This is a genomic window from Mesorhizobium sp. M0227 (genome assembly GCF_040321855.1).
In the GTDB taxonomy this organism is placed as follows: domain Bacteria; phylum Pseudomonadota; class Alphaproteobacteria; order Rhizobiales; family Rhizobiaceae; genus Mesorhizobium.
On sequence record NZ_JAMYSJ010000026.1, the window covers coordinates 17,657 to 39,882 of the forward strand.

The window sequence follows — 22,226 nt, forward strand, 5'->3', positions numbered from 1 at the left end:
GTAACAATATGGGCTTCTGCTCAAGGCTCGATAATCGGCAGGTCGATGTAACAACCGGCCGGGCCTCGATAAAATTGGAGGATGGGCGGCTCGCCGTCGACGGGAACATTTGCAAAGGTGGTCTTGTCGCTACCAGCGAGACACACCCTCAGACGGTAGCCGGCCGGGACACGGGCGGAAATCGGATGCAACGTGAAAGTCAGGATCGCGGCCTCGCCCGGTAGAAGCGGTTCGGCGTCGCGTCTCAGGTAGCTGTGCTGTGGTCCCAGCGCGCTGAATGGTGAGTCCGCCCACACCTTTCGGTGCAAGGCGCGAAGCTGGCCGTCGGTGAGGTAGCAGGACACTCCGTCGGGCTTCACGGCTTCCAGATAGGCGAAAAAGTTACCGTCCTCTCGGGTCGAAGTGATGTTCAAATGGACCACGACGTGTCCTGTTATCTCAACATCGCTAGTCAACGGCTCGCTCGTGTAGGCAAGGCGATCGGCGTCGAACTGTCGCCGATCTCCATAATCCACCTTGCCCGCGTCGTTATTAGTGGCCCACCGATTCGATCTGACATCTCCCAAGGCGACCTGGAGCATGTCGAAGCCCATCTCGCCAGGCGACGCGCTTAGTCCGAAGTTATTTGCCATGTGCCACCGACGGCGGGTGGCGCGGGGAGGCCATGAGCTCGTCGATTTCCAAACGCCTTCCCCGAGGGTGTAGTAATGGAGAACTTTTCCCTGCTCGTTGGCGGCCTGACCGCTAAAGCACGCGTCCGCGAAACGGATGTCGTTTGCCTGCTGCATTGGTGTCGTGGGAAGGATTGTCTTACCGGCGCCGAGGAGGGGGTCGTAAGGTATCTCGCCGCCAAGGTTCCAGGGACCTATAATCACATTCATCGGATATGACTGTCGCAGGAAACGACGAATAGCCCCTTGCGCCGTGCCGGCATCGAACCAGCCCCCCCAGGTCTGGGTCGGGGTCCCTGAGCTATCCAGTGTGTCCGCTACTTCCTGAATACTCCAATCAAGCATGGAGGCCCCGCCCCAGGACGGGGGACGATCGTCCTTGAACGCCACCTGTCGAAATCCCTCCCAGACAGACGGAACCCGCTCGTGATCGCGCAGGGCGGCGTGAAGCTCCGCCTCGCCGTTCGAGCCGACTGGACGCACGCCCGGCGATTTCTCGCCGTCCGCGAGCGTCAACAGATTACGGTCAAGATCTTTGACCCGGTTGCCCCACGTCTGCCCTATGAAGGCATTCGGCACTCCTCCAGGAAAGCAGTCATCTTCATAAGGATCGTAGTCTGGAAATCGTGGAATGATGCCCTTGAGCGCAACATGGTTTCGTTCCGCCATCCAGTCGGCAGTAATAGCGGTGTAAGAAAAGCCGTACCCCACGACGCAACCGGTAGACCAAGACTGCGCGACGATCCAGTCGAGCACTTCGCTGAAATCCAATGTCTCATCGCGCGCGCGATGATAAAGGCCACACTCCGAAAGAGGCTCCGGTTCCGCGAACATCTCCAACAACAACGGCATAACCGTGCGGCACAAATTGGTCGGCAAGGTGGTTGGACGGACGGCCTTTGATCCCGCGCCAATAGCGGGTCATGATCAGAATGGTATCAAGACCAGTGCTGGGATCCTTGTCTAACGGGCGAGAGACGTCCAAGGCCAGTTTCACGCCGTCGCGCATCGTCACGTATGTCGATTCCACATGTCCGATCTCAAAGGGCATCGCAGCAGCACCATCGAGGTCGAAGCGGAGAATCGTCTGACGAGAGCGACTCATACAGTCTCCTTATTCTCTAATCTTTCCCAAATGCATTATCGCGCACGATCCGCAGATGAGGCTCGTTCTGACGATCGGAATCATTGGCGCGTTCTACAGCACCGCGTCTAACATTATTTGGGTATAGATTGATCGCAAAAGGACACTAATAAACCTGGCTGGTCAGGTATTTGCGTGTTGGTTGCGATTGTGGGGCGAGACGACACAGGGCCGCGGCCCGGTCTTTGAACATCACTCATCGGCTAGTGACACGCAGGCGATTACATCGCCGGGTGTTCGTTCAAGGAAGGATCAGAACCCAAACTGCTTTACCGCCGATCGCCAAGCTCGTGACCGACATTTCGATATTGTTTTTGTCGGCGTCACGGTCCGGATCTTGCGCGCGACCTGCCGGCGACCATCAATTCCAGGCTGGACACGACGGTCATGCAACCAGCAGTGCGCGTTGCCCCCGGCGATCCGCGCCAGCAACGAATGTCCGGAGTGCCTACCGATTATTGCGCTCTAACGATCAATCTATGTGCAAAAAATGTTAGACGCGCAATATTTTTTGGCGACACTGAAGGGATCAGCCGCAAAGAGAATATCCATGAACGAAGTTGTTACGAAGCAAGAAAATCAAGCGTTTCACATTATCTTCAACCGCCCAGAGCGACTGAATGCCGTCAACGAAGTCCTCTATCAACAAACGTTGGATGCCCTCCAGTATGCAGATAACGACCCAAATATACGCTGTGTGGTCCTTTCCGGAAACGGTCGGGCATTCTGTGCGGGTGCCGATCTAAAGGCCCACAAATCTGGCGTCCGGACGCGCGATGAGCGCGAGGCCTATATCATGCTCGGGCAGCGCGTTTGCGAACAGATCCAGACGATGAAGACGCCCGTTATCGCCCAAGTGCATGGTTATGCCGTCGGGGGCGGAGCGGAAATCGCGACCTCTGCTGATTTTCTGATCATATCCGAGGATGCCCAGCTCGGGTTTCCGGAAGTTGCCATCGGCACTTATGTAGGAGGAGGTGTAACGGTCCGACTCCCCAGCCTTATTGGATTAAGAAATGCGGCGAGTCTTTTGCTGCTGGGCAACAGGATAACCGGCGCGAAATGCTTGGAGATTGGCCTAGCAACCGAGGCTCCGCCAGCGGATCAGTTGGCGGAGCGTACCAGCGCGCTGGTGGAGCGACTCGTAAAGAACGCGCCGTTGCCGGTGGGCCGCCTTAAGGCGGCGATCAATTTCCCGAAAAGCCCCGAAAGCCTATTCCGTGCCGAGGCCGAAGACGTGCTGGCGATTATGGAAACGAAGGATTGGGCTGAGGGAGTCGCAGCCTTTGCCGAACGCCGCTCCCCAAAGTTTGAAGGAAAATAAGAATGGACGCCCTTAACAAGGCAACAGCGGTAAGCCGCATACTTGAACCGCGTTCCGTCGCGGTCGTTGGAGCATCTGCAAGTCCCTCTAAGCGCGGATATCAGATCATCAACGCGCTGCAGAAGGCCGGCTACAGCTATTCAATCCTTCCGGTTAACCCGAAGGGAGGGACGATCCTCGGTTTGCCCGTAGTCACCGAAATTGATGCCCTTCCGGAGGGCGTTGACATTGCAGTGATAGTTCGGCCCGCTGAGGAGGTGCCAGATCTTCTTCTCGAGTGCGGCAAAAAGGGCATCGCGGGTGCCATTGTTGTCGCACACGGCTTTGGCGAGCGAGGAGACCAAGCGGCAAGCACAGAAAAGAGATTGCGTGACGCCCTAGCAGAAAGCGGGGTCCGTATTATTGGGCCGAACACGTCCGGCATGGTGAACTGTACCATACAGGCGGACCTAATCGGCCTGCCGGAACTGCCCCCAAAGGGACCCGTCAGCGTCTTAACGCAAAGCGGCAACATGATTTTGACGGTACTCGAAGACAGCCGCGCGATAAACGGTCCCGGCTTCGATGTCATTGCTGGTTTAGGGAACCAGGCTGATGTTGGATATGACGAACTGATCGAAGAGCTTTGTCTACGCAAGAGCACTCGTTCAATTGCGATCTACAATGAAGGTTTCATTGATGGGCGGCGTTTTCTGAATTCGGCCGCACGAGTCGCGCAGAGTTGCCCGATCGTAATGCTCCGAGGAGTGCGATCCCACGAAGGTGGAAAGGCGGCGCTTTCTCATACTGGTTCGATTGCTGGTGCCGACGATATCGCTTTGAGAGTGCTGCCGCAGATGGGTGTTACGCTGGTGGATCGTTCGGACGAATTGCTTCCGATAGCTGCGCTTCTGGCAACCACTCCTCTTCCCAGACCAGGGGTTGGGATTGTGGTTCTGGCTGACGGAGGTGGACATGCCACGCTGGCAGTTGATGCTCTATCCCGCGCGGGGGTACCCCTTGTATCTCTTTCTGGGGAAACCAAAGCGAAGTTGAGAAAGGTGCTCGGGGAGGAAGCCAGTGTCGAAAATCCGATCGACGTTTACAGCGCCATAGATGCCCATCCGGATGTCTTTCCGGAATGCATTGAGATCTTGGCGGCAGACCCAGAGGTAGGGCTCATCCTGACATCCGGGATGTTTGGAGCGTACCACTTAAGGTTCGAAGCTTCTCTCGTGACTGCTGAGAATTCGGCTGCCGAGCGTATCGTTGCATTGCAAAAAGCCTCCGGCCTTCCTCTCGTTTTCCATAGTTGCTACGCCAGCCGAATGCCTGAAAACCACCAGATCTTGCGAAATGGTGGCATGCAAGTTTTTGCCTCGTTAGATTTGGCCGTCGCAGGTTCGAGAGCACTTTTTGAGAGAGCGAGCTGGCTTTCAAAGCACGTTTGTCACAACGCAACATTGGCAACCGAGGGGCAGCGCGTGGTCGTGCCCAACGGCTTGTCGGCAGAGACGACGGCTCGCGAGATACTGCAGAAATTGGGTGTGAACGCTGGTCAATGGTCGCCTGCTGTCGATGCCGAATCCGTAGAGGCGGCAGTTTCCGAGTTCGCTACCTCTTGTGCGGTGAAGGTTGATTCGGCGGCGGTCAACCATAAGTCTGATGTAGGCGGGGTGCGTCTCGGAGTGACGCGAGAGGCGGCGCAGGCTGCAGCCGCCGATATCACAAAGGCCCTGAAGCCACACGTCGGTCGGGGAACAACCTTCGGGTTCATCGTCACGCCGATGGTGGATCGCGGCACAGAACTATTTGTGGGCGCTACCGACGATCCTGTTTTCGGTCCGGTGATCTTGTTCGGCTCAGGGGGCGTGTTGGTTGAGGCGGCCGCAGACGTCACTTTCCGCGCGGCACCGGTGTCTCTCGAGGAAGCCTTGAATATGATTGAGGAAACGCGCGTTGCGAAGATCCTCGACGGTTTCAGGCACTTTCCGAGAGTCGACAAGCTATCTCTCGCCACCTTCATCTCGTCCTTGTCTATGGCGGTCTTGAGAATGGAAAATCTTGCGGAGCTCGACATCAACCCGATTATCGCTAACGAAAGCGGTATCTATCCGGTCGATGTGAGGTTGGTCGGAAAATAATAGCCACCACGCACGCAGGCGATCCTTTGGTTGCCGATGATTAAATCGCTTAATTTCTGCAAAGGCCTAGCCGATGGGCGAATTCGTTCGCATTTTCGAGATGTCGGCACGCGACGGACTCCAAAACGAGGCGCGCCTCGTGCCGGCTGCCGAAAAGATTCGACTTATTGACCTGCTGTCAGACTGCGGCTTGCAGAAGATCGAGGCAACCTCCTTCGTGTCGCCGAGGTGGGTGCCGCAGATGGCTGACGCTGCGGGGGTTATGGCCGGTATTCGCCGTGCGCCGGACGTCGTCTACGCGGTACTGGTCCCCAACTTGAAGGGCTACGAGGCGGCGCGGGCGGCCAATGCTGACGAGATCGCCGTGTTCGCGTCGGCCTCCGAAACCTTTAGCCGCAGGAACATTAACTGCTCGATTGCCGAGAGCCTCGAGCGGTTCCGCCCCGTGCTCGCTGCGGCTTCCGCCGACGGCACTCCGGTGCGGGGCTATGTCTCCTGCGTGACCGACTGTCCCTATGAAGGCCCAGTGCCTCCCGCAATTGTCGCACAGCTTGCGGCAACGCTCCTAGAGATGGGCTGCTATGAGATTTCGCTGGGCGACACGATCGGCCAGGGGACGCCCGCAACCATCTCGGCCATGCTCGATGCCGTGTTGGAAGAGGTGCCGGCCGGGAGGCTTGCCGGGCATTACCACGACACGGGGGGGCGGGCCCTCGATAACATCCTTGCAAGCTTGGAGAAGGGCTTGCGCACCTTCGACGCCGCGGTCGGTGGCCTTGGCGGCTGCCCTTTCGTCCCCGGTGCGAAAGGCAATGTGGACACTCTCGCCGTCGCCGCAATGCTAGCCGACAAGAGCTATGAGACGGGTCTCCATATCGAGCGACTGGGGGCGGCGGCCCGCTTCGCGGACAGCCTGAGAGAGGAGCGGCCATGAACTTCGAGACCATCCGGGTCACGACTGACGAGATCGGCGTCTCTACGTTGACCCTTGCCCGCCCGGACAAGCACAACGCCATGTCGGGACAGATGATCGCCGAAATTGCGGCCGCCGCCGAACTGCTCGCCAATGACGACAAGGTGCGAGCGGTGGTGCTGACGGGCGAGGGTGACAGCTTCTGTGCCGGTGCCGATCTCACGTGGATGCGGGTGCAGGCTTCGGTCGCGCGTGACGAGCGAATCGCCGAGGCCAGGAAGCTGGCCCTGGCTCTGCGCGCGCTCAACGAACTACCCAAGCCGCTGATCGGCCGCATCAACGGCCAAGCATTCGGCGGTGGTCTCGGCCTGATGAGCGTCTGCGACGTCGCGATCGCAGTCGACACTGGGAAGTTCGGCTTCACCGAGGTCAGACTAGGCCTCATCCCTGCGACGATCTCTCCCTATGTGCTGGCTCGAATAGGAGAGGGCCTGGCGCGGCGGGTCTTCATCTCAGCGAGAATATTCGATGCCATTGAAGCCTGCGAACTCGGACTGGTTTCCCGAGCCGTGCCCCCGGCCGACTTGGAGGAGGCGGTCGAGGCCGAGATCCGGCCCTATCGGTCGGCCTCGCCGCAGGCCGTCGCCGCCACCAAGGCGCTTGCGCGCCGCCTTGGGCCGACAATCGATGACGCGGTCATCGGCGAGACGGTCGCTGCACTGGCCGATGCGTGGGAAATGACCGACGCCGCCGAAGGAATCGCGGCTTTCTTCGATCGCCGCAGGCCGCGCTGGCAGGCGTGAGGCTAGCCCGGCCCTTTAACTGCCCCAGTTACGGAGCGGTGTTCTGTTTTGGGGTGGCACGGAGTGCGACTTGGCCTTTGATGTTGAGATTCATGGCCGCGTAAAACCCCTGGCACCACGGCCGGGGGTCGATGCCGCCGCTGGGCTTGGTGGCGAATCGGCGCGCATAATCCTGCGGTCTATCGAAGAGCGTCTCGTTGATCCGGTTGTGGATCCTGGCGCCACTGGCAAACGCGGCGTGATCGGTTGCAGACCTTTAGCCAGGACGTCGCGCGGCAACCGCATGACCCGGCACATCTAGTTGCGCGGCCCCGTTACGAAGCAATCCAGCGCCGACATGGTCCGCACCAACGGGCTGGGGTCGGTCTTCACGGCCATCCAGGCCTCCAGCCCCTCGTCCGACAGCGCCATGTCATCGATTGCGCTCATGTTCTTACTTGTTCCAGCAATCCAACGAGTCCGTCATGATTATAACGCACCCTCGTGCCTTCAGGGGCACGATAGGTGGTGTTGACTGATCTCGCGCTTGCATCGAAGAATCAAAGGCGGAGCATTGCCGAGAATATCACCATACCTTCCGAGAGTGGCCAAATACTCCAAGCGGTAACGCGCGTGCGACCTTGAGCGCGACAACGGGCCGCCCGATGAAACCGTTCTCAAACAGGACGTCGTACAGATGTCAGTCAATCATTACCAGCTTCCGTGGAAAGCTAGACAAGCATTCAACTTGCCCCTCGTTGATGAGTATACTTTCTGTGATTTCGATTCCCCAGTCGCCATACCACAGACCAGTCATGAAGTGGAACGTCATGCCGGGACGCAACTCCGTTTTGTCGCCCTCCCGGAAGCTAGCTGAATTCTCGCCCCATGCGGGTGGGTAACCGAGGCCTATCGAATAGCCAGCACGCCCATTCTTGACCAAACCGTAGCGAGCCAATTCGGCAACGTAAGCCAGATAGATGTCCTCGCAGCAATTGCCGGACACGGCTTTTTCGAGGCCAGCCTGCATTCCTTCAAGAACTGCCTTCTCGGCATCAACTATCTTTTGAGGGGGTTTTCCAAGGTAATAGGTCCGCGCCAGCGCGCAATGGTACCGTTTATGAACACCCGCAAGCTCAAAGAAGATGCTCTCGTCGGGTCGGATCGGACGGTCGGTCCAGGTGAGGTGGGGAGCCGCAGCATCAGCGCCGGCGCCTATGTTTGGCACGGAGGCCGTATAATCACCCCAATATGGCCCCACGCCGCGTGTGCCAGCATAGGTAAACTCAGCAACTACATCCGACTGCTTTACGCCAGGCCGCAGCACTTCGGAGATACGCTGAAACATTGCGTCAACGATCTTGCCAGCGCCGCGCATGTATTCGATCTCTTGTGGGGATTTTACAATCCGCTGCCAATTGATCATTCGATCAGCTTTTTTGAATTTTGCATTAGGCAACGCCGCTGACAGAGCCTCAAAAGCTGAGGCAGACATGTAGTAGTTGTCCTTCTCAACACCGACAGTCGATGAGTCGTGCCCTTCGTCAGTAATAACTTGACCAAGAACAGTCATAGGATGCAGTGTGTCGGATTGGACGTAAAGATCTTCGTACCACCTGATCCGATCTTCAGCTAGGTAGGTGGTCAGTCTGCATCCGTTAGCATCCATGTTACGACCGAACCAAAGGGGGTCGTTGTCGTTGGTTACAACTATGCATTGGGGAACGTAAAATGAATTGCCATCGTAGCCCGTCAGCCAATGCATGTTGGCGGGATCGGTCACGACCAGCACGTCAATGCCCGCCATCTCCATTGCATGGCGAGCCTTATCAAGGCGCGCTCTGTATTCAGACAATTCAAAACGTAGCGTATCTGCACTCATAGTTGATCTCCATGATCATGATCTTGTGAACAAGCCCCGGAAAGGCGTCGCAGGATCTGGCTAGCGCCTACTGACTTTCGGGCTTTGGCAGCGCCTAACGACTTTCGCTCCCGAAACTCTCCGGTTCCGACAACGGAGCCTGCGCCCTAGCAGCACAATAACGAGGTTCCAAGGACGCCAACGTTAGTCGGCAAAGGTGCGTGGTGTCATACACTGGAAGACCAGTGCGCATTCGAATCGCGTCGGTAACACACGGAAACCCCGTGCATTCAAATAGTAGCATGTCGATTTCAGGATGGTCGGCCCGCAGTTGCGCAACGCATGCGGCGACCTCCTTTTCAATCTGAGCGATATCGGTCCGAATGAACGGACGGGCGGTTGAATTACGCAAGTACTCACCGCCTTCAACACCGCCGATCACAATTCTCGCCCGTCTTTCTTGGCTGTCAACGCCGAGCAGATCGGCATCGAGGTTTGACGAGTCGGCTGTGACCACCGCAAGCTTACGGGTAGGCGCAAGCTGCCGGAGCAAAGCCGGAACTAGAAGGAGGCTCGATAGCACAACAGGCACATTGACAGCTGCGGCGACCGCCTCTTGATGGCGAATGAAGAATCCGCAGTCAGAAGTAATCACGCTGGCACCTTGTTGTACGAGCCGCCGAGCAGCTGCAACGCATGCCATATCCAGCAACGGCTCACCCCGGATGACTACATCAGGCCTCGCTCCCTCCACCATTTCGGTGATAATCAGGCATTCGAAGGTGGCTGGATTCGTTAGGGCTCCTGTCCGGGGGATTTGATTTGGGCTATCGGAGGACAGGCCTTCGTCAAGCTCAAGAACTCCGAGAACTGCGCGGTCTTGCAACATTGTCGGGACGCTCCAAGGTATCAAACTGCGGCTTTACGGATGCATAGGGTCTGGTTGAAAGCCACTGAACGTTAAACCTAAACTTAGGCAGGCACCTTCTCGGCCGCTACGGCCATCGATCGAAACTCGTCGACGCTGTGCTCGCCGAGCTGCGCTAGCAGCCTTGGCCATGCGGAAAGGCCTTCCGTTAATGAGGCCAACCGGAAAAACTCGTTGGGCGCGTGGATATCCTCATCCGGAAGGGCAAAGCCGAACATCAGCGTCTGAATACCGAACAACTCCTGGAATATCACGGTTATGGGCACAGACGCTCCCAGCCGAACAAGCACTGGCTCTTGACCAGTCGCGTCGGAGAGAACTTTTTTTGCGGCAAGCACGAGGGGGTGACCGGTGGGCAGGTTGAAGGCACGGCTCGCCGCGCCCAGGTCGTGGATCAAGAGTTCCACGTCCGGAGAGCAAACGGCTCGTAGATGAGCCTTAAGAATGTCTGAAACCTGGTCGGGATCCTGTCCGTGAACTGTTCTCAAGGACAGCTTGGCATGGGCCATGCTTGGAATCACTGTTTTCGTGCCAACCTCGGTGTAGCCCGCCCACATTCCGTTTACGTCCAAGGCCGGTCGAAGTGTCACCTGCTCACGTACCGAGAAGCCATGTTCTCCATGGGCACGCGCCTCGACGTCGTTGACGAACGCGGCATCGTCGAAGGGAAATCTGGCCGTATCAGCTCTTACGTTGGCGGACACCTTAGGTAGGGCTGTCAGTAATCCGGGGATCGCGATTGCGCCGTCCTTGTCATGAAGCGAAGCGATGATCGTCGCCATCTCGTGTGCAGCGTTCCGTACCGCGCCGCCGTACCGACCGGAATGCAAATCTCGGTCTGCGGTACGGATTGAGCATTCGAGTTCGATCAAGCCGCGGCAGCCAATATTGATGGTTGGAAATGCGAGGCTCGCGCGTCCTCCATCCGCCGAGATCATCCCGTCGGCAACAAGCAACGGAGCGTATCGCCTCGCGATCTCGCGGAGGCTTGCGCTTCCGCTCTCCTCTTCCCCTTCCAAAAAGAACTTTATGTTCACCGGACAGCTGCCACAGAGGCGCAAAAAAGCCTCGACGGCATGGAGCGCAATGACTGTGGAACCCTTTACGTCCGAGGCTCCTCGCGCATAAAGCTTGCCATCACGAATCGTGGGCTCGAATGGCGGGGAAACCCACTTGTCCAAGGGATCCGGGGGCATAACATCGTAATGGCCATAGATGAGGATAGTGGGCCGGCCAGGAGCACCATTCCAGGCTCCGTAAACAGCAGGATGGCCGCCGCCATCGAGAAGCTGGACATCGCTCAAGCCCATGCGCTTGAGCCGGTTCACGAGAAATGTTTGGGCGTTGCGCATCCCCTCTGCGAAAGCAGGGTCCGGGCTTACACTAGGCATACGCAAGAAGGTGCAAAGGTCATCCAAAATTTCGCCTTGCCGACCGAGCAGATCCAGAACTAATTGATCTACATGCATGGCGTTCTCCTGGCATCTTCTGGGCGGATGCACCGTTGGCTACGATAAGTGTTCATTTTTCCCGTCTCCACCACAGGAAGCATGCCTCAACACACTCTCCGCCGAACGACACAACAATCAGTGCGACAGTATTTGGCTGAGGAACAGCTTTGTTCTCTCGTGTTGTGGATTAGTGAAGAAGTCGTTCGGCTTGCCCTCTTCGACGATCCGGCCTGCATCCATGAAGATCACCCGGTCCGCGACAGAGCGCGCGAAACCCATCTCGTGGGTGACGCAAACCATGGTCATTCCGTCGCGCGCCAGACTGGCCATCGTCTCGAGCACTTCGGCGACCATCTCCGGGTCGAGCGACGAAGTCGGCTCATCGAAAAGCATCACGGCAGGCTCCATGCATAGGGAACGGGCGATTGCGACGCGTTGCTGCTGCCCTCCGGATAGCTGACCGGGGAACTTATTCGCCTGCTCCGGTATGCGCACGCGCTCAAGGAATTTGAGCGCGAGCTTCCTTGCCTCGGCCTCAGGAACTCCCTTGGTCCACATCGGGGCGGCCATACAGTTCATGAGCACTGTCAGATGTGGGAAAAGATTGAAGTTCTGGAACACCATGCCAATGTTCTTGCGAACTTCGGTCACGTTGCGCATCTTGCTGTGCAACCTGATCCCGTTGACGGTGATTTCGCCCTCCTGGTGAGCCTCGAGTCGATTGAAGCAGCGGATTAGCGTTGATTTCCCCGATCCGGACGGGCCGCAGATGACGACACGTTCGCCCTTGCGGACGGTGAGGCTGACGTCAGTCAGTGCTCTGAAGGTGCCGTACCACTTTGAAACGTTCTTGGCTTCAATGACTGTGTCGTTCACCGTCCTCTGCCTCCGGTTCGATGGTTCTCGATCCGAACTTGTCTCAGGACGCGGCATATCGGCATGCACCCTGGAAAAGCCGTTCCGGATAGGACCATCCATCACTTGACCTGTGCTGTCGGCGGTCATCGTATCTTGCTCCTCGCAAAATGATGCTCTATCCGGGATTGGATCACCTCGAGGCAGACGGTCATAATCCAATAAATGATTGCCGCCGCTATCAGCATCTCCATGTGATGGAAGGTCGGCTGGCCGATTGTGCGAGCAAGGAATGTCAGCTCCCACACACCCAAGACGGAGACGAGCGAGCTGTCCTTCACCATCCCGATGAACATGTTACCCATCGGTGGAATGATTACGGGGAGCGCCTGCGGCAGGATGATCTTTCGCATCGTAAGGCCAAAGCCGAAACCCATGGACCGGGATGCCTCCCATTGGCCGCGGTCAATGCTTGCAATCCCCGAACGAAAGATCTCCGTCATGTAGGCTCCGGCGCACAGCGATAGCGCCAGTATCCCCGATGGCACGGCATTCATCACGATGCCTAGCTGCGGCAGGCCGAGATAGATCAGATAAATCTGCATGAGAAGCGGCAAGCCGCGAAAGAATGAAGTGTAAAAACTGGCGATGCCGTAGGCAAAGCCGTTGCTTGAAAGTTTTGCGATAGCTGCGACAATCGCGATAGCCGACGCGAATATGAGTGAGATCGCCGAAACATAGATTGTCGTCACCACCCCCTGCGTGATCAGGAAGGGCAGATTCTCCCAAATAAAAGGCAGACTCAAGTTAAACGTCTTGAAGAACGCTAGAAACAGGATCAGCAGTTCAAACCACACGACGCCGATCTGCATTCTTAGAGGGATAAACCCAATCAATACGAGATTTAGGCAGAACACGATTGCAAGCACAAATGCGATCGCGAAACGACCGTAAAGGCCGCTTTCCAGCGGATCGCCGATGACCGGCCGCATAAGTTCGCCCACGGAGGCGCCTGCGAGGTCAAGCGAAAGAAACGCAACGAATGCCAGCACAAAGACTGACGTTATAAACAAGGGCTTATGTACGAGAACCTCGGCTTCAACCGTATCCTGATAAAGCATAAGACGGCCTTCTTGAGACAGGAAGCGACCCAACGGCTAGGCCGGGCCGCTTCGGTTGTAGACCTTTACTGTTCGACCGAGTAATCTATGCCGTCGTACCACTTTTTTGATAGTTTCGAGAGTGTTCCGTCAGCTTTCATGCTCTCGACGGCGGTAGAAATTTTCTCACTGAACTCTTTGTCACCTAGCTGAACTGGGATTGCTCCTGGCGCGGAATACAGTGGATCACCAAGCACCTTTATTGGATAGCCGGCCTTAATCGCATTATCCGCAATCGTTCCATCAGCGAGGACTGCATCGAGACGGACACCATCGCCAAGGCGAAGGTCGTCAAAAGCAATGTTAGTGCTTTCGTACGTTTTCAACTGCCCAACCTTGAATTTGTATTCAATCGGTTTGGCACCGAGCCAGTCTGGTACCAGGTTGTGATTTGCATATAACTGTTGCGTATTGCCGGAGGCAACGCCAACTACTTTACCATCGAGGTCGGAAAGCTTGGTAGCCTTGCTATCCTTGTGAACGACAGCGACGGCCTTCTCATAAAAATATACGGCCGGGAAAGCCAGTTTTTCGGTGCGCGCCTTGGAAGGCGTCATCTGACCCATTGCCATATCCCAACGGCCCTGCCAATTGGCTGAGGCGATTATGTCCCAGCCCGGCGTAACGAAGTTGACCTTCACACCCAATTTCTCCGCGATCCCCTTCGCGACATCGATGTCGTAACCATCGAGTTCGTGCTTGTCGTTCAGGAACGACATTTTCCCCCAGTCCGTCCCGACCGCCACTGTCAGCGTCTTGGTGTTAAGGACTTTGTCGAGTACGGCGCCAGCATTGGCCGTAGCCGAGCAAGCCACGGACGCAACTACGAGCGAGGCTGCAACTGCTATCGTCGTTACAAGCTTGTTCATGCGATGTTCCCTTCTTATTGTCTTGCAGAATTGTCTTGCAGATTTTGTGCCCCGACCCGTTCTCCATGGCTACGACAACAGGCGCGCGCCTGCTCCTCTGGGCCCATGCATTCTAACCGTAATCCCAAAATTTATTACGCGTCTAACATCTTTTGAGCATAGATTAATTGCGAATGGGCAATAATATGAAATCTAGGGCATCGCGCGAGTCCCGGGGGACGGTTGCGGCAAACGGACTATGATGCCGGTGCACAGGGGCAGTCGAAAGTCAGCCATTCTGCGATGCTGGGCCGACCCTCGTCGGTGTGAGGAGCAGTTTCGGAACAGGGAGCGCCTTCCCTCCGCAAAGCGTCACAGAATCGAACGCGCCTCGCGACGGTCGACGAGGGTGACGCGCGCGGCGCGACGCATTGCATTGGGTCGCATCTCTCCGGCGTGTGATCCGTGAAGATTTTGTGCTGACTGGTTCTGCGAGGTGCAATTCTAACGGTTCATCAAGGCAGGATCGCTACAACTTCTCCTCGTTCGGATGCCCGCCCGTGGCGAGGCGAGTGAGGCAAGCAGAAGCCCTGGCTCTTGATGGGACCAGCGATAATGGGTTTCACACGCGTCGCCCGCTCCCGACCAATGCATTGCGCTCTATGCGCGCTTCGAACTCACCGTGAGAGGTTTGTGTCACGACGAGCCCGAAATACTCATCAAGGAGCGCGATCACGCGCTGCGTGTGGTTTCGGAGCTGCTCTAGCCCGTACATCTTGACGACGTATTCGGCTAACAGTTGGAGAGCGCTCTCTTCGTCTCCTCCGTGGAAGACGAAGGGGTCTGTGATTCGCTGCACAGTTACGTCATTAAACTGCGCAGCAGCAAACAGATCGAGCACCTCGCCCGCGGTAAAATGAGGATAGTCATGTGGGGTCACGGAATGAGTTGACACTACGTCAGCGAACCAGCGGGCAGTGGGGGAGCCCTCTTCGAAGTCATGAAGAACGAAGATGCCACCGGGCCGGAGAATGCGCGCAGCCGCCCGGACAGCAGTGGCGCGCTCAGCGTGGGGGATGTGGTGCGTGCCGTAAGCCATCAGCACACCATCCACCGATCCATCTTTTATCCAGAACGGATCGGTCGCGCCCTGCCAGATCGCAAACAGGCCATCTCGGATGCAACGGTCCACCATGAACTGGGAGACGTCAGAGTTGATGAAACTTGGGCAGCGAGCCGCACCCAAGAGCCGGTGGGCTACCTTGTTCACGTATCCGTCACCGGCGAGAAGATCGCAGAAGATCAATGATGAACACAGTCCGTCGCGACCATTGGGGTGCATTTTTCCCAGTAGATCCATCACACCCTCCGATCGTGCCAGCAGAGACAGTTGGATACTATCGAGGTAATCCGAACCACGCGCTTCCGAGGTGAACTCATTGCGCGACAGGTTGGCAAGGCAGTCGAATGACTCTCTAGTTATTCGGGGCTCGATGGCCTTGAAGGCCACCGGGTTCATTTTTTCCAACTGGGAGAGGTGCGAATCTATACTATTGGGAAACATTGTGGTTCTCCATGGTGACCAGGTGCCGGCGGGTAGAGCGATAGAACATGTTCTTGGTTGAGTTTACGGACACTGGCCTTGGAGAGACTGTTGCGGCCGGTGGGAGGCCCGTAAATATCGGCATTCAATATGGCGTTACTCTTCCGGTCGGACTCCGTATCCCTCGCACTGAAACAGGACTGTCATAGAGATCTCTGAAGAACCCATTGGGCTGTCTCGTGAGGCGGGCCAACAGCAAAACCTGCCGACTTGAGCACGCCGCATTTCACGCGCGCCGTTGGATCTCATCCTTCGGGCAAATCGTCCAACCAGCAGGCGCCCTCAAGGTGCGGCCGGGAAAAGATCTTTCCGATCTTTTCGGGACTCTTGTTTTGATGATACCGCATATACATACGGCCATCGACTCCAAGGTCGAGGACTTCGATCTTTCCTGTGTGATGGGACATGATGTATTTGAAGGTTTTTTGGATGCCGCTGAGGCGTTGGTTGATGCCGCGAGCAATCTCTATTCCGCGGCGCAGTGAAACCTGAAAATGGGAAGCGCCTTTCACCGGTCTGGCCTGAAAGAGATAATACGGGCGGATACCTATTTGGTGACACTTGGCGAATGTGGCTGCCAAGATCTCAGGATCATCGTTGACTTTCGCGAGAAGCACGGTTTGGTTCAGGAACTGTACGCCCTGTGCGCGTAAGGAGCGAACCTTGTGCTCCGCCTTGACGGAGATTTCGCCGATGTGGTCGAAGTGTGTGACGATCACTGCGGCCTTGCCCGCTTCATCGATCCGTTTGAACAAAGCCGGCAAAGCGGGATCCTCGAACCGTTTGGGCTGATACGCTAGTGTTTTTGTACCCAGTCGAATCGAATCCAGATGCGGGATTGGCAGCAGATGATCAAGCATCTTGTCGAGCTTGGCCGTGCTGAGTACCAGCGGGTCGCCTCCTGTTATCAGCACGTTCGTAATCTCGGGATGGCCGAGAATATATTGCCCAATTTGTTCGAAATCGGCTGCGATTTCATCGGAGTCCTTTCCGACGAGGCGTTTGCGAAGGCAATAGCGGCAATATGAGGCGCAACGGTCCGTTGCCATCACCAATCCGGTTTGGGCGTACTTGTGTTGAAACCCGGGAAAGACCGTGTTATCTAGCTCACCGCTCGTGTCCAGGTTTCCGGGACTTTTGAATTCTTGGAATGAAGGCTCCACGATGTACTTGAGCTGTTCGTAATAACCGCTATTGATGATCTGCTCGCGATAAGACTTTGTGACGTGATAACGCATGATGCTACTGGCTTGCAGTTCCCCCTCGGTAACGACGCGCGGCCCCTCGATGAATTTCATCACCGTTGTGTCGGGCCGCAGGGCCGAGTTGGCGAGTGGTGCTTGAGGAGGGCAAACGCGAGGCGCCGCGGCGGTCGCGCGCGCCTTCAGCTCTCCATCGCTAAGGCTCTGGTCCTTGTAGACAACCGCGATCGCTTTCGGATCCCACTCCGTCTGCGCCCCAAGCAGTTCGTGAACCCAGCGGTCCTGGAGACAGGCCTCTTCCTCTGGGTTCGATTCAACCGCAAATCGACGTTCCTCCGCCAATAGAAGCGGTACCGACCAGACTCGCTGCCCGGGGCCGGCCGCCATCTGGCTCAGCGCCTGCTGCAAATAGCTCACAAACCGCTCCACCGTCCTCCGCTCAAACAGGGACGTCGGATAGATCAGCCTTCCACAGATCGCCTCGCCGACCTCGGAAAGGTTAAGCGCGAGATCATGTTGCGCGACACGATCGCCAACGCCAACATGTTCTAGCTCGAGCCCCGGCAGTTCGGCCGGCTCGCCAGGATTGTTTTGCCATGTAAGTATAATCTCCGGTTTGTGAGGCGGATCGACGAGTTCCACCGCCTGCTCAAATGGCAGGTCCTGATCATCCTGCGCCCCAGGCGCGGCGGCATTCGCCCGTTCTAGCAATGTCTCCAGTGTCGGATCTCCCGACAGATCAATCCGCAACGCCAGGGTCCTGACGAAGCAGCCGATCAGCCCCTCGATCTCGGAGCGGGTGCGGTTGGCGCGAGGTGTGCCAATCACCAGCTCGTTCTGACCCGACAGCCGCGCCAGTACCAGCGCCCAGCCGGCCAGCAGGGTCACGAACAGGGTCGTCCCATGACGCTGGCTCAGTTCCCTGAGCTGTGCACTCAGCCGCTCGTGCAACACGAACTCGACGTAACTGCCGCTATAGTCTCGCTGCGCCGGACGCGGCCGGTCTGTCGGCAGCTCCAGCACTGCTGGCGTGCCGTCCAGCATTCGGAGCCAGTATTCCGACTGCCGCTGCAAGAGTTCCCCTGCCAGCCGACCTCGCTGCCAAATCGCGTAGTCCGCATACTGCACCGGCAATGGCCTCAGCCGATCCGCGCGGCCTTCCCGGGCCGCGGCGTAGAGTTCGCTAAGCTCGCAGATCAGAATCTCCCGTGACCGGCCGTCCGAGACCATGCGGTGCATGATGATCAGCAGCATATGATCGTCCTCCGCCAAGCGCGCCAGTCGAATACGGATCAGCGGCCCGGCTTCCAGGTCGAACACCGCCTGTCCTTCAAAACGCATCAGCTCCGCGAGGGCCGTCTCCACATCCGCTGCCGCCGTCAGATCGTCTCGTTTCAGCGGCAGGCCGGTATCCGCCGGTCCAATCCTTTGGAACGGCTCGCCGTCCTCCACCCCGAAGGTGGTGCGCAGCACCTCATGACGCGCCACCAACCCGTCCAAGGCCAACTGCAGGGCCGCCTCGTCCAATTCGCCGCGAAGCCGAAGCCCCACATAGATGAGATCGGCCTTACTGCCGCCCTTCCGATGGGACAGGAACCAAAGCCGCTGCTGGGGAAGCGACAGTGGCACCCGTGCCGGACGCGGCAAAGCTTCAATTGGCGGGACCGCACTCGGTGCAGCGTCTGTCGCATTGGTTTGGGTTGTTCGAGCAAGTTTCATGTAGCTCTCCTCGGTCGGAGCATGCGACACCGCTATGGCGCAACAGGCCCTCCACCGCGTCCCTGCAATCGGCGTGCCACCGAGGAGGTTGTGCGAGCAGAGGGGCAAACCACGTGTTTTACGCCGCGACAGCAGAATGCTGCGCCCCATTGTGTCGGGTTCCGGACAGCGACGTCTTCAACCGGATACGGCTGACACAGAAAGTGGCGTCCCGCGACGTGCTGAAACTCGACAGCACACTGGCCATCAGGAAGGCGCCCAACGATAGGCCGTCGGTATAGGAGCCTCCTCCCGCTACTGACGCCAGTAATAGGGACGGCCGTTGATGATTTTGATGGTGCCGTGGTCGCCGGGCCGCAGGTGAGGACGGGGCTGTCGGGCAGTTGTAGGCTGAAAAAGTGCCGTTGCCGAGCACGAAGTCCCCATCGTCAACGGCCGATACCTGCGCGTATTTCGCCACATAGCGTTATTAAGCGCCCGCTGATACCTTTCAGCCAATGCCTGCCACGTCTTACCGATTTTTCGGCGCAGCTGAACGTTTCTGATGTTTCATACGTCTTTTCATATCCCCTACCTCAGGCTCGCTGAGACGAAGCAGCGTGCCTACTTCAGGTTTCGAAGCAGTTTCGACTCCGTACCTCGCCAACCTCAATTTGATCTATACAGGGGCTGGGCATCCAACCTGCCAGTAACGATGCGGCAGAACCATGTCGCCGGCGACAAGCTCTTCGTCGATTATGCCGGCGATACGGTGACGGTGATCGTCGACCGGCTGAGGGGCAAGACGCGCCAGGCGCATCTGTTCGTGGCCGTGTTGGGCGCTTCGAGCCTATCCTATGCGGAAGCGCGCTGGAGTGAGACACTTCCGGATTGGCTGGGGTGTCACGTCAATGCACTGGAAGCGTTCGGCGGCGCGCCGGCTCTGTTGGTTCCTGATTACGTGCCCAGCCACGTAATCGGGAACGATTGCCTTGGTGACCCCACCGTAGAAGGCCAGTGCACGCACCTGACCGTCGATCCAGTCTGGCAGCTTCTGGCTGAAGCTGGCAAAGGCGAAGGTCAGGTTGGAGGCGCCCAGCACCGCGACAAAGATCTGGGCGGGATGCCTACGATCCGACGCCCGCGTGACGCTAAACCTGCCTCTGCGACCTCAGCTGGAAGCGACGGAACCAACTAAGATCGCATCAACTCACCGTTGGTGTCGTAGAGCGGTTGGACCATCACCATCGCTGGAAACATTTGCCCGTCAATTTCGACATCCAGCACGGTACCGTCGCTAGCGAACTCGACCGGAACGTATCCGAGCGCAAGAGATTTCTTGACGCGGTGCCCGTAGCCCCCAGAGGAGATGTAACCAACCGCCGCCCCTGCCTTGAGCAGGGCTTCATCTCCGACGACATCGCGGTCGTCGACATCGATCATCAACCCGACAAGCTTCCGGACAGGCCCTCTGTCGCGCGCGTTGGCAGCTGCTTCCTTACCAACGAAGTCCTTATTCCAGTCGATGAATGCGGCCAGTCCGCTCTCGGTCGCGTCGAAATCGGGACGGAAGTCCATCGTCCAGACGCCCCAGTTCTTCTCAAGGCGCATCGACATGAGCGCACGGCTTCCGTAGAAACGCAGCCCGAGGCCGCCGCCTGCCTCTTCGACCGCCTCAAACAAGCGAATGAGGAACTGGGGACGGCAATAAATTTCATAACCCAGCTCGCCTGAGAACGAGAGGCGCGAGAGGATCACCCGAACGTCTCCCACGACGCATTCCCGGATGTCGCGGAATTTGAAACCGTTGTGAGACACGTCCTCACGCGTCATCCGCGAGAGCAGTTCTCTTGATTTTGGGCCCGAGATCGCGAGCCCGTGAAGCTCGTCGGAACGGTTGGTATAGGTTACCCCGTCGGTCGGCAGATGCCGCTCGAACCATCTCCGGTGCATTTCCTGTGCCGCACCTGATCCGAACAGAATGAAACGGTCTTCCGCGAGGCAGGCGACGGTAAGATCTCCATAGAGTTTGCCTTTAGGGGTCAACATGGGGGTCAACGCGATCCGGCCGGGCTTGGGGAGTTTCCCGGCGAGGACGTGGTCGAGAAAGGCTCTCGCGCCCGGTCCCCCAAATTCATGCTTCGAATAGTTGGCGATCTCGATCGCGCCCACACCCGTCCGAACGCTCTCTATTTCCCGAGCAACGTAGCCATGGCTCCGGTTGCGCTCGAACGTCGGCTCTTCGTGCGCGTCTTCCGGCCCGTCTGCAAACCAAAGGGCGTGCTCTAGGCCGAAACTCACCCCCATGACTGCGCCCTTCGCGACTAGACGGTCGTAAAGGGCTGTCGTCTTCTGCCTCCGTCCTTTCGGCAAGGTTTCATTGGGAAACGTCATGACGAAACGGCGTTCATAGTTCTCCGAAGACTTCACGGTGCCCCAGTCCGCCGTCGCGAAGTTGCCAAACCGGGAGATGTCCATCGCCCAGACATCAATGGATGGTTCGCCTTCAATCATCCATTCCGCAATCGACCGGCCGACACCGCCGCCCTGGCAGAAGCCAGCCATAACACCGACCGCGGCCCAATAGTTCTGCAGACCGGGCACCGGGCCGATCATCGGGTTTCCGTCAGGGCCGAACGTGAAAGGCCCGTTCACAACGGTCTTGATACCCACTTGGCCAAGCGCGGGAATGCGCTCGAACGCGAGCTCGAGGCGGTCGGCGATCCGCTCGAGATCGGATGGCAGCAGTTCGTGGCCAAAGTCCATTGGGGTGCCAGCCACCTTCCAAGGCGTGGACTTCGGCTCGTACGTGCCCAGCAACATCCCGTTTCGCTCCTGTCGGAAGTAAATGTTAGCCTCGTAGTCGATGCCCGCCGGGAGGCGCTTGCCGGAAGCCATTCGTTCCACGATTTGGGGGATATCCTCCGTAATCAAGTAGTGGTGCTCCATAGGCTGCACCGGCATGGTTACGCCAGCCATCTCGCCAGCTTCTCGCGCCCAGAGCCCGGCGGCGTTGACCACGTGCTCTGCATTGATGGTTCCCTTGGGCGTGACCACGTCCCAGGTACCGTCCTTCCTTTGGCGAGTCTCAATAACAGGGGTGTGGGTGTAATACTGCGCGCCGTGCACGCGGGCAGATTTTGCATAAGCGTAGCAGACACCCGAAGGGTCGACATCACCGTCGAGCGGGTCCCACAGCGCGGCGAGATAATGGCTCGGATCGATGAGAGGATGCCGCTCGGCCGCCTCGTTGACGCTGATGAATTCCTGATCAAGCCCCATGTAACGGGCCTTTGACCGCTCCCGCTTCAGGTATTCATACCAGGTCTTGTTTGACGCCAGGTAGAAGCCGCCCGTGTTGTGAAGCCCGACCGAGTGGCCGGAAGTCTCTTCGATCTCTTTGTAAAGATTGATTGTGTAGCCCTGGAGGCGGCTGATGTTCGGATCGGAGCTGATGGTGTGGATTTGGCCCGCTGCATGCCAGCTTGACCCGCTTGTCAGTTCGTCTCGCTCAAGGAGCACACTGTCTTTCCAACCGAATTTTGCAAGGTGGAAAAGGATCGAGCATCCGACGACGCCGCCGCCGATGACGACCACGCGGGCGTCCGTTGGAAATGGTTTTTCGGCTGTCATGGTTGTCCACTTTGGGCTGGAGGAGGCGAT

The 22,226-nt window shown here is 57.7% G+C and carries 16 protein-coding genes and 1 pseudogene; 5 read left to right on the top strand and 12 right to left on the bottom strand.

Going from position 1 to position 22,226, the window contains the following annotated elements:
- Positions 1-20: 20 nt before the first annotated feature.
- Positions 21-1,442, bottom strand: coding sequence for a CocE/NonD family hydrolase (locus tag NKJ00_RS25935; RefSeq protein WP_352631790.1), 1,422 nt, complete (start codon positions 1,440-1,442; stop codon positions 21-23).
- Positions 1,443-1,446: 4 nt separating this feature from the next.
- On the bottom strand, positions 1,447-1,776 hold the full coding sequence (locus tag NKJ00_RS25940) for a CocE/NonD family hydrolase (protein WP_352631792.1): 330 nt from the start codon (positions 1,774-1,776) through the stop codon (positions 1,447-1,449).
- A gap of 589 nt (positions 1,777-2,365) precedes the next feature.
- Between NKJ00_RS25940 and NKJ00_RS25945 the strand changes: the two genes are divergently transcribed.
- The 4 genes from NKJ00_RS25945 (at position 2,366) to NKJ00_RS25960 (ending at position 6,978) form a co-directional block, all read left to right on the top strand.
- Entirely contained in the window at positions 2,366-3,139 is a 774-nt protein-coding gene (locus NKJ00_RS25945; protein WP_352631794.1) for an enoyl-CoA hydratase/isomerase family protein, read from the top strand.
- A 2-nt stretch (positions 3,140-3,141) separates the two neighbouring features.
- Complete coding sequence (locus NKJ00_RS25950; RefSeq protein WP_352631796.1) at positions 3,142-5,262, top strand: acetate--CoA ligase family protein; 2,121 nt, start codon at positions 3,142-3,144, stop codon at positions 5,260-5,262.
- Positions 5,263-5,335: 73 nt separating this feature from the next.
- A complete protein-coding gene (locus NKJ00_RS25955; protein WP_352631798.1) occupies positions 5,336-6,196 on the top strand; it encodes a hydroxymethylglutaryl-CoA lyase in 861 nt (286 codons plus the stop codon).
- Positions 6,193-6,978 (top strand): crotonase/enoyl-CoA hydratase family protein, encoded by a 786-nt coding sequence (locus tag NKJ00_RS25960; protein ID WP_352631800.1) that lies wholly within the window; start codon positions 6,193-6,195, stop codon positions 6,976-6,978. The genes NKJ00_RS25955 and NKJ00_RS25960 overlap by 4 nt, the downstream gene beginning before the upstream one ends.
- 297 nt (positions 6,979-7,275) lie before the next feature.
- Here the strand turns inward: NKJ00_RS25960 and NKJ00_RS25965 are convergent, their stop codons facing one another.
- From NKJ00_RS25965 to NKJ00_RS26005, 9 genes are all read right to left on the bottom strand, one after another.
- Positions 7,276-7,407 (bottom strand): hypothetical protein, encoded by a 132-nt coding sequence (locus NKJ00_RS25965; RefSeq protein ID WP_352631802.1) that lies wholly within the window; start codon positions 7,405-7,407, stop codon positions 7,276-7,278.
- A 250-nt stretch (positions 7,408-7,657) separates the two neighbouring features.
- A complete protein-coding gene (locus NKJ00_RS25970) occupies positions 7,658-8,839 on the bottom strand; it encodes a M24 family metallopeptidase (RefSeq protein ID WP_352631804.1) in 1,182 nt (393 codons plus the stop codon).
- A 94-nt stretch (positions 8,840-8,933) separates the two neighbouring features.
- Positions 8,934-9,707, bottom strand: a complete 774-nt coding sequence (locus NKJ00_RS25975; RefSeq protein WP_352631806.1) for an AroM family protein — start codon at positions 9,705-9,707, stop codon at positions 8,934-8,936.
- 83 nt (positions 9,708-9,790) lie between these two features.
- Positions 9,791-11,215 carry a M20/M25/M40 family metallo-hydrolase gene (locus tag NKJ00_RS25980; protein ID WP_352631808.1) on the bottom strand — a complete coding sequence of 475 codons (1,425 nt, stop codon included), beginning with the start codon at positions 11,213-11,215 and terminating at the stop codon, positions 9,791-9,793.
- 117 nt (positions 11,216-11,332) lie between these two features.
- Complete coding sequence (locus NKJ00_RS25985) at positions 11,333-12,130, bottom strand: amino acid ABC transporter ATP-binding protein (protein WP_502906415.1); 798 nt, start codon at positions 12,128-12,130, stop codon at positions 11,333-11,335.
- A gap of 68 nt (positions 12,131-12,198) precedes the next feature.
- On the bottom strand, positions 12,199-13,173 hold the full coding sequence (locus tag NKJ00_RS25990; protein WP_352631812.1) for an amino acid ABC transporter permease: 975 nt from the start codon (positions 13,171-13,173) through the stop codon (positions 12,199-12,201).
- A 65-nt stretch (positions 13,174-13,238) separates the two neighbouring features.
- Positions 13,239-14,081: a transporter substrate-binding domain-containing protein gene (locus tag NKJ00_RS25995; RefSeq protein ID WP_352631814.1), complete on the bottom strand. Its 843-nt coding sequence runs from the start codon at positions 14,079-14,081 to the stop codon at positions 13,239-13,241.
- Between the two features lie 601 nt (positions 14,082-14,682).
- Complete coding sequence (locus tag NKJ00_RS26000) at positions 14,683-15,624, bottom strand: methyltransferase domain-containing protein (protein ID WP_352631816.1); 942 nt, start codon at positions 15,622-15,624, stop codon at positions 14,683-14,685.
- 284 nt (positions 15,625-15,908) lie between these two features.
- Positions 15,909-18,584 carry a condensation domain-containing protein gene (locus NKJ00_RS26005; RefSeq protein WP_352631818.1) on the bottom strand — a complete coding sequence of 892 codons (2,676 nt, stop codon included), beginning with the start codon at positions 18,582-18,584 and terminating at the stop codon, positions 15,909-15,911.
- A 655-nt stretch (positions 18,585-19,239) separates the two neighbouring features.
- Between NKJ00_RS26005 and NKJ00_RS26010 the strand changes: the two are divergent.
- A pseudogene (locus NKJ00_RS26010) lies at positions 19,240-19,572 on the top strand (IS21 family transposase); the annotation flags it as partial.
- A gap of 185 nt (positions 19,573-19,757) precedes the next feature.
- Here the strand turns inward: NKJ00_RS26010 and NKJ00_RS26015 are convergent.
- The gene (locus NKJ00_RS26015; protein WP_352631820.1) at positions 19,758-22,196 is read right to left on the bottom strand and encodes a GcvT family protein; all 2,439 of its coding nucleotides are present in this window, start codon (positions 22,194-22,196) and stop codon (positions 19,758-19,760) included.
- Positions 22,197-22,226: the final 30 nt, after the last annotated feature.